Origin of the sequence: Enterovibrio gelatinilyticus (assembly GCF_028683095.1) — a bacterium.
In the GTDB taxonomy this organism is placed as follows: Bacteria; Pseudomonadota; Gammaproteobacteria; order Enterobacterales; family Vibrionaceae; genus Enterovibrio; species Enterovibrio gelatinilyticus.
The window spans coordinates 1-363 of the sequence record NZ_JAJUBC010000139.1 but is presented as its reverse complement, the minus strand read 5'-3'; the positions used below and the strand labels follow the sequence as shown (position 1 = coordinate 363).

At 43.8% G+C, this 363-nt stretch carries 1 protein-coding gene; it reads left to right on the top strand.

Annotated elements, in window-relative coordinates; all coding sequences use genetic code 11:
- Positions 1 to 133 precede the first annotated feature (133 nt).
- A complete protein-coding gene (locus tag LRP50_RS25565; protein WP_274167195.1) occupies positions 134 to 352 on the top strand; it encodes a hypothetical protein in 219 nt (72 codons plus the stop codon).
- Positions 353 to 363: the final 11 nt, after the last annotated feature.

The following is a 363-nucleotide window of genomic DNA, read 5'->3' as shown; positions in this document are numbered from 1 at the left end:
ACGTTATACGCTGTAATTTCACTTACATGTAAGCAGCGACTTTGAGTACCAAACCACTCCGGTTTTCCCAACAAAAAAGCGGTTTGGTTTTGGATCGCCGCTCACCACTGAAAGTGCTGCAAACAAGCCATCAATGGCCAGAAAAGACCAAGCATCCCAAGGGCTGCTTGCAAAGGCAAAAGGCGAGGTTCGTCTATTCAAACGGATTGGGTGGCAGCTTTATAACAAAGGTTTTCAAGGCGGACGCAAAACATTCCCGCAACTTTTGTTATATCAATTTATGGCGTTTACGGTGGCTTTTTTGCGTGAAGTGAATGTTTTACGCCCCTTAAAACGACGTTATACGCTGTAATTTTACTTACA

What these genes read in the sequence shown, in the direction of transcription:
- LRP50_RS25565 (WP_274167195.1), top strand. Translation starts at nt 134, where the DNA reads ATGGCCAGAAAAGACCAAGCATCCCAAGGGCTGCTTGCAAAGGCAAAA.